The sequence below is a fragment of the Bacillota bacterium genome (assembly GCA_040754675.1).
Classification (GTDB): Bacteria; Bacillota; Limnochordia; order Limnochordales; family Geochordaceae; genus Geochorda.
This window is the reverse complement of sequence record JBFMCJ010000199.1, coordinates 1-7,259: the sequence shown is the minus strand read 5'-3', so window position 1 is coordinate 7,259 and position 7,259 is coordinate 1. Positions and strand designations below refer to the sequence as shown.

The 7,259-nt window shown below is 68.1% G+C and carries 12 protein-coding genes; all 12 read right to left on the bottom strand.

The genetic code is table 11. From position 1 onward, the window contains the following. Positions 1-254: hypothetical protein (locus AB1609_12275; protein MEW6047241.1), on the bottom strand; the 254-nt coding region annotated here is incomplete at its 3' end. Further along, a complete protein-coding gene (locus tag AB1609_12270) occupies positions 244-558 on the bottom strand; it encodes a hypothetical protein (GenBank protein MEW6047240.1) in 315 nt (104 codons plus the stop codon). The genes AB1609_12270 and AB1609_12275, both read right to left, overlap by 11 nt. A 31-nt stretch (positions 559-589) precedes the next feature. Further along, the gene (locus AB1609_12265; GenBank protein MEW6047239.1) at positions 590-1,447 is read right to left on the bottom strand and encodes a prohibitin family protein; all 858 of its coding nucleotides are present in this window, start codon (positions 1,445-1,447) and stop codon (positions 590-592) included. A gap of 114 nt (positions 1,448-1,561) precedes the next feature. Continuing rightward, the gene (locus AB1609_12260; GenBank protein ID MEW6047238.1) at positions 1,562-1,843 is read right to left on the bottom strand and encodes a hypothetical protein; all 282 of its coding nucleotides are present in this window, start codon (positions 1,841-1,843) and stop codon (positions 1,562-1,564) included. 331 nt (positions 1,844-2,174) lie between these two features. Next, entirely contained in the window at positions 2,175-2,396 is a 222-nt protein-coding gene (locus tag AB1609_12255) for a hypothetical protein (GenBank protein ID MEW6047237.1), read from the bottom strand. A gap of 13 nt (positions 2,397-2,409) precedes the next feature. Beyond that, positions 2,410-3,096: a hypothetical protein gene (locus AB1609_12250; protein ID MEW6047236.1), complete on the bottom strand. Its 687-nt coding sequence runs from the start codon at positions 3,094-3,096 to the stop codon at positions 2,410-2,412. Positions 3,097-3,120: 24 nt separating this feature from the next. Next, positions 3,121-3,582: an SEC-C domain-containing protein gene (locus AB1609_12245; protein ID MEW6047235.1), complete on the bottom strand. Its 462-nt coding sequence runs from the start codon at positions 3,580-3,582 to the stop codon at positions 3,121-3,123. Further along, entirely contained in the window at positions 3,579-4,307 is a 729-nt protein-coding gene (locus AB1609_12240; GenBank protein MEW6047234.1) for a hypothetical protein, read from the bottom strand. The genes AB1609_12245 and AB1609_12240 overlap by 4 nt, the downstream gene beginning before the upstream one ends. Beyond that, a complete protein-coding gene (locus AB1609_12235) occupies positions 4,304-5,332 on the bottom strand; it encodes a hypothetical protein (GenBank protein MEW6047233.1) in 1,029 nt (342 codons plus the stop codon). The genes AB1609_12240 and AB1609_12235 overlap by 4 nt, the downstream gene beginning before the upstream one ends. A 162-nt stretch (positions 5,333-5,494) precedes the next feature. Then, on the bottom strand, positions 5,495-6,205 hold the full coding sequence (locus tag AB1609_12230; protein MEW6047232.1) for a hypothetical protein: 711 nt from the start codon (positions 6,203-6,205) through the stop codon (positions 5,495-5,497). 73 nt (positions 6,206-6,278) lie between these two features. Next, complete coding sequence (locus tag AB1609_12225; GenBank protein MEW6047231.1) at positions 6,279-6,674, bottom strand: hypothetical protein; 396 nt, start codon at positions 6,672-6,674, stop codon at positions 6,279-6,281. A 317-nt stretch (positions 6,675-6,991) separates the two neighbouring features. Beyond that, positions 6,992-7,259 (bottom strand): hypothetical protein (locus AB1609_12220; GenBank protein ID MEW6047230.1); only part of this gene is annotated, 268 nt, incomplete at its 5' end.

Sequence of the window (7,259 nt, the reverse complement as noted above, 5' to 3'; positions counted from 1 at the left end):
CGGTCGCTGTCGCGGAAGAACCGCGAGACCTTGGGGACGAACCAGTCCAGCAGCGCCCCGGGCTCCAGGCGGCCATCCCGGAGCATCCGCACCAGGCCGTCATAGCTCCCGGCGCGCACCCAGGCCAGGAAACCCTCCAGCCTGCGCTCGAGCACGTCCGGCCTGTAGCTCCGCAGGTCCAGCCCCAGCAGGGCCGGAGAGGCAGCGCAGAACTCCGCAAAGTCCACGTGCAGCACCCCCACGTCAGCGTGCATGTCCTCGTCCGCGGATGAGGGACGCCACGCACCCGCCCAGGGCAGCCGCGTAAACCGCCACGGCCGCCATAGCCGCCGCCCGCTGCCCCCAACCGGGTCCCCAGAAGACAGTGCAGAGGGCACCGAGGCGGGCCCCCGGGGGATAGAGCGCCAGGAAGCTGCCGAAATACCCGAGGCCAAAGGCCAAAAGCGTACCAAGCCGCACGGCATCGTCCGCACACCCAGCCTCCGACCGCAGGGCAGCCCCGAGCGAACGACCCTCCGCGCACGCTGCCCGGGAAAGCCCGTGCGGCAGCCCTGCCACCACGACACCCACCCCCTCAGGCCCCAGGCTCCTACTTGCCCCCCGCTGCTCCACCGCCTAGCACGCTCAGAAACGGCACCGCGCCCCCGGTCACCTGTGGCAGCCTGCCGTCCCACTTCTCAATCGCCTTCAGCGTCGCCTCAATCTCCCGCAGGCGCAACAGTTCGGGCGTGACCTCCTGCTTCTGGATCTTCAGCGCTTCGGCCTCGGCACGGGCCTGGGTCAGCTTCTGCTCCGCCTCGATCTTCACCCGCTCCAGGTCACGCTGGGCCTTCAGCGCAAGCTGCTCCGCGGCCTGCTTGGCCTCGATGGCCCGGTTGAACTCCTCCGAGAAGTCGAAGTTGACGACGTTGAAGCCGTCAACCACGATCCCGTACGGGGCCAGCTTCGCCCCCAGCTGTTCCGCCATCCGGGCGGAGACCTGCTGGCGCTCGGTGATGAGTTCCTCCGCGGTGTATTGCGCCGTCACCGCCTTCACACACTCCTGCACGGCTGGGGCAATGATGGTGGCTGCGTAATGCATCCCGACCCTGCGGTACAGGTCGTCCACCGCGGAAGCGTCGACATGGTAGTTCACCGCGATCAGGCTACGCACCGTCTGCAGGTCGCGCGACGCCGCCTGCGCCTCCGTCTCCGTCTTCTGCACGCGTACGTCCACCAGCTCTACCTGCCGCACCACCGGCAGCACGAAGTGCAGCCCCTCGCCTATCGCCCCCTTGACGGCCCCGAACTGGAGCACGACGCCCCGGTGCCCGGCGGGTACCACGACCCAGAACCGGAACACCAGGAAAAGAAACACGACGGCCGCGATACCAACCGCCACCTTGACCCTTGGGCTGAGCGCGCCTGGGACTTTCCGCGCCCTGGGCCTGGCCACATCTTGCAGCATCTTTCCCCCTCCTTTCCCGGGTGAAATCAAGACCACACCGCACGTTTGCTTCTCCACGCGGGCTTGGAGACACGAGCACCAGGTGGCCAGCGGCGGCCAGTAAGTGCCGCACCCTTACCACGCCCCGGCGGCCATCACCTCCTCGTACGCCTGCTCCTCCAGCGACTCCAGGAAGCTCCCTGGCTTCCCCGTGGGTCCGCGGTCGAACACCACGTCCAGCTCGTTAGGCAGGACCCGACATCTCCCGTCCAGGTACCACTCGCCCTTTTCATGCCGCAGGTAGAACACCCGCTCCACGGGAACCCCGGTGTCCTCCCCGCCGACCCGCCAGTTCTCCAGCATCTTCACCAGAACCGCCGGCCGCGCGGGAAACAGCAGGTCCAGTCGACCCAGCACTGCACCACCTTCGCAAAACCGCCCACACCCAGAGCCCCGAGGATGCGCGCCGCCACCTCCGGCTCAAACGGCCGGCGGTAGGCACGCTCCTCGGAAACTGCCTGCACGCTCACCCGCCGCACGGCCGCGGGAGCCGGTCTGACCAAAGCATGCCGCGGACAAGGCCAGGATCACAGCGCGGACGCAGCCGCGCCAACTACGCGGGCTCCATCTCCCCCGGCGCGGCGCCGCGCTCGGAGCGAACCATGATTCCAGCGCGCCAAACCGGCCTGCGCAAGCGGCCACGACCACGCCCGTTCCACCCGGCTTCCCGCGAAGCGTTTCAGCACCCTCAGGACAGCGGGAGCCCGGCAAGGCGCATCCCGGCCAGCAACAGCAGGACTCCCGCACCGGTCAGGGCCGGCCGCGCCAGCCGCCACCGCCGGGACTCAACGGTCTTCCCGTGTCTCCAGAGCCGGGGGAGACGGGCCAGGTCGGCCACCGCCATCACGAAACGCGCAAGAAAACACAGGAGGCTGGCGCCTACCAGCGCCAGCCCGAGCCACTTGGCCACCGGGGCACCTCCTCTACTTCGGACCCAGGATGCAGCCCTCCCAGACCTCGCATTCCCGGCACTTCCAGGACTGCGGCGGAACAGGGTCGCGCGCCCCCGCCTCCAGCTCCCGGAACACCTCCAGGGCGGACGCGGCGGCCGCCAGGTCCACAGGGGCGTCGCGCCGTTCGCCATCCAGGAAGACCCGCCTCCACCCGGCCCCGAAGGCCAGCCCGCAGAGGTCGGCGTGTAGCTCCATCACCGGCCAGGCAAACCGGGCCGGGAAGGCAGGCAGGGGCTCGCGCTCGATCACGGCGCTGCCCTCCGAGCCGTCCGGCTCGGCGCACAGGAACAGGCCCTTTTCCCGGACCCACCGCCTGGGCCCGCCGCCCGAGACCCCACCGGGCAGCAGGGACAGCCCCAGCAGGCCGTCGCCGCCCAGCACCTCGCCTCCGGCCACGGCATCCGACAGGGCCAGGTCGAGCAGGTCCTCCGGGGAAACCGGAACTGCCCTGACCACCCCCTGGGCCAGGGCCAGCTGCACCCGGTCGGCCAACCAGGCGCGGAACACCGCCGGCTCAGCTTCCCTGGCCTCCACCACCGCGGCCCAGTGGCACCACTTGAGCCGGGCCACGGTCACAGCCGACACCCAGACGACGCGGTCGGGATCGGCACCTGCATGCACCTTGGCGCGCTTGAGCATCTCCCACACACGCGCCACATACCATGCCCCCTTTCTCCGTTCTCAGTCCGCGCGGGCCGGTGTCGAAACCGCCGTCCGGCGCCTGCCCGCCGGCATCCGCGCGAGAACGCGCCTGGGACGGTACCGGACGGCGCAGCAGGAACCGAGCGGTCTGCCGCTGCCACACCAGCAAGGCTCGTCCCCGAGATCCTGCGGGACAGGGTCGAGGCGCGCGGCGGCCCAGCGGACGAAATCGGCGGGCGTGCGCCAAGACGCGCTGTCGCGGGCACGGCACTCAAGGCCCATCACACGGGCTATCCTCCTGAGGAGCCACCTGGCAGGCAGGCGCCGCCTGCGGCCGGGCGGAACGCGCAGCCTAGGGGCGGATGCCAGCGGCCAGCCGAGATCCGACGCCCGCACCGACGCGTACCGCCTGGGGCCGCACTCGGAGGCCAGCTGGCTCAGCAGGTCGACCAGGTCAAAGGCCACCCCGTGCTCGACGCCGCGGAAGTCCCAGGGCGTCACTCCCCAGCCCGGGAGGGGGACACGAGAACGCTCGTCGCCCGCCTGGTCATGTACACCTGGCCGGTCGCGCTTCGCGCCCACAGCCGCACCACCTCCTCCGTTCCGTCTTCGTATGCAACCCTTTCGTGCCACTGCGCTACTACGCTGCCGGGTAGCGTCCACACGGTCGGGAGCCACTGCGAGGGGAAGCGACTGCCGGCACGCGCCCAGGGCTTCCCGGCAAGGTCGAGCGCCGACTTCACCAGCCGGCCAGCCGGGAGCATGTTGATCATACCCACGCAGCCAAGGCTGCGCAGCCGCCGCACGAACAGCGCCAACTGCCACCGACCTTCGGGGGTGCCGTCCGTGCGCACGGCTATTTCCAGGAAGGGGTTGACCTCAACGGGCCACCGGCGCGGGGCGGCATTGAGCCAGGGAGCCCACTCCAGATCGTCCACCTGCTCCTTGAGCCAGCCGACACCAGGCGGCCGGCCCCCGCAGACAGCGTGCAGCGTCCTCACCCTGCCGGGACAGGCGACCAGGTAACCAACGAGCGTCCAGCCGCGAGCCAGGCGGAGGCGCGGGAAGCAGGACAGGCACCAGCCCGGGTCCCAGGGCACGGGCGCCACCACCTGGCGCTGGACCCCCATGGCGACCGCGCGGGCCAGGGAACGCACGCGCCCTTCGGCCATCGCCAGTCGGCGCTCGACCAGAGCGACCTCATCCGCGGGGACGACAACTTTCAAGGGGCAACACCTCCAGCAACGGGAACCAGCTTTTCCCCCTCGAGGCGCAGGAGCTGGAATTTGTCCTCACCCACGAGGAACAACCAGGGAGCACCGACGCCCAGGTACCGCGCCAGACGGGTGGCATCGTGTGGCGTTTCCACAAAAGCCACCACACCGGAACAGCCGAGGCGCCTGCGCGCCCCGCTGACCGGATCCCCTAGAACGCACAGCCGGTGGACCGGAAAGCCGCGGAAGTCCTCCAGAAGATAGAGATCCCCGCGGACATAGCACCAGAATTCCTGCTCGTCGCTCTTCGGCCGCCGACCTCCCCTGCTGGCGGCGGGCACGAGGTTGAGACCTTGGAGGGAAGCCGCGCGAGCTGCCTCCCAAGCCGCGCGGTTGCGGTCATCCAGCCACTTGAGCAAGGTGGCAACCGACCAGGTGGGTCTGGGTATCCAGGTGGGGGTGCCACACCTGCCCTCTATCCAACCGTCCAGCTGGCGAGACCAGGTGCGGTTGTCCCGTGAGAGAAACACCCACTCGGTAATCCCACGGGCATTCTCAAGGAGGCGCCGCCACGTTTTCCAACCCATAGGGGCCAGTACGACGACGGTGAGCTGGGAACCTCGGATCAGGCCGACAACAGGTCTGGGTTGGACTGGAAGGCTTGCCACGCGGGTGAGCTCCCGCCCAACGAGGATGTTTTCCCGGTCCACCCCATTCCGGACAAACTCCGCGAACAAGGAGCCGTGGTTCGCAAGGTGCTCACCGGCGGCCACCGTTGTCCGGGAGCCACGCGGCCTCACCTTAAGGCCGGCGGCGGCGGCACCCCTTGTCCTGAGCACCAGGTACCGCCGGCGCGCATCGCTACGGGCACGGCGCTCGCTCACCAACCGGCGTCTGACCAGGTCCTGTACTACCCGCGTGCAACGGTCTCTGTCACCGCCGCACCAAAGATCGCACACATCACTCAGCCACATCGCCTCGACGCGCGCCAGGTCCTTCAGGATTCCGTCCCGCACGGAACTCTCCAGCGCCACCACCTCCTCTCTACCCCGCTTGCTGCCGTGCTCCCTGCCTTGGGCTGGTTTTCCCGCAAACCCTTACGCCCGAAATGCAAGCGGCTTCGGGTTTTGCCCAGAACAGCCCGGAGGGGGGCGCAACCCATTGCCGCAGTTGGTTTGGCAGGGCCTTCAACCGGAAAATTATTCGTGGGCGTTCACCCGTTCGGGTAAGACGACTCCAACCTCGACTGGTACGAATTGGGGGCGGGACAAAGCATCTCCTTCCACGATGATGAGCTCCACGGAGCCGGCAGACTGGGGGTCGGTGACCACTTCCACCTGGTAGCGCAGGCGGTTTCCCTCGTCCCCTGCCAGCAGGCCGGCGCGGACCAGAGCATCCACCAGGTACTTCACGCTGTAGTCAAACGCGTCTGCGTCGGCGGATCGGGGCCGCACGTACCGCAGGAAGAGCGTGGCCTCCTCGAAGGGGGCCACGCCGGCAAGTTGCGGTTCGGCCGCCGCCACCAGCGTTTCCCACAGAGCCCGGGTTTCCGTCTCTACCTGGATCGACCACCTGGCCTGCCAGCTGCACCGGAACCACCGGTTGAACGGGGCTGGTGCCACGGGGAAGACCAGTTTCACCGCCCGCATTTGGTCTGCGGTGCCCACTTCCACCAGCACCCGGCCCCCAAGGGCCACCCCAGTCAACCCAGAACCGGGGGCTACCAGATCGCCGGCCGCCTGCCGCGCCAGCTCGGTTATCCGGGTAAGGAGCTGCGTGTACGAAATGTACACGTGACCTGCAGACTCCTGCAGCGCTTCCAGGTGTGCTGCCCAAAAAGAAGCGGCCAGGGTTTTCTCCGGCCGGTCCTTGGTACTGTACTTGCGCCGGGATTGTCTCTTCCCTATCAAGTCGGTCCTCCGTTCGTTTTTCCAAAAGACAGCAAGGCCCGGGACTTTCTCCCGGGCCTGCTTTAGCCTTAGCTCAATCGACTCTTGCCGTTCGGCTCATCCCGAGCAGTGCACCCAGCACCTGCTTCACCGCCCGTTCGTCCTCCGGCTGCAGCTCTTCCCGGCAGTCATGCTGCCGTGGCGCCATCCCCGCCAGTTCCAACCGCTCGACCGCCGCCCGCACGGCCGCCAGGTCCTCGCGCAGCCCGGCCACCTCCCCGCCCAGGCGGGCAACCTCACCGTGCAACTCCAGCAAGGCCATCCCCACCTGCGAGAGAACAAACCGGGCAGCCCGCGCCCGCGAACCGTACACCCTTGTCAGCCCGTCAAGCACCGCCACGTCTTCAGCGGCAAGCCTCAGAGTGACAGCCCTGAGCCGCCCCCCGTCACCGCGAATACACTTCTGTTTTTGCAAGTCCTTATGCGCCAACGTTTTTCCGCGCTCCCCACCCCAAAATGTATTCGCTTTCACCGCCGTGTTCCCCGACAGAGGGCAGATCGGCCTCCGATGTATTCGCGTGACGAGGAAAAGTTGGCTTCTGACAAAGATTTTGAGCTCGTTTTTTGTATTCGCTTAACTGGCCGCCCGGCTGGTACCCCAAAACCCTTGTGCGCCAACGTTTTTCCGCACTCCCCGCCGCGCGCATTCAAGCGCCGAGGGCGGATCGGCTGCCGATGTATTCGCATGCCGGGGGGCAACTGGCTTCCGACAAGGGTTTTGGGCTCGTTTTTTGTATTCGCGTACTGCTACAGCGCTCCCCCGGCCATGGCCGACAGGTACCCAAGCGCGTTGGCAAACAGCGGGTCTTGCCCCAGGACCACGCCAGGAAGCGCCGTCCTGAGCCAGGGGTAGAGTTCCGCACCCCCGCCCCCCGTGAGGATCACCTTCCCCGCCAGGTCCGCGGCCCTGCCCCACAGCCTCTTCACGCGGGCGGCGACCTGGCTCGCCAGCGCTTCCCGGGCAACCTCCGCGTCCGGCTCCAGGTCGATGACTTCACCCCGGAACGTCAGGACG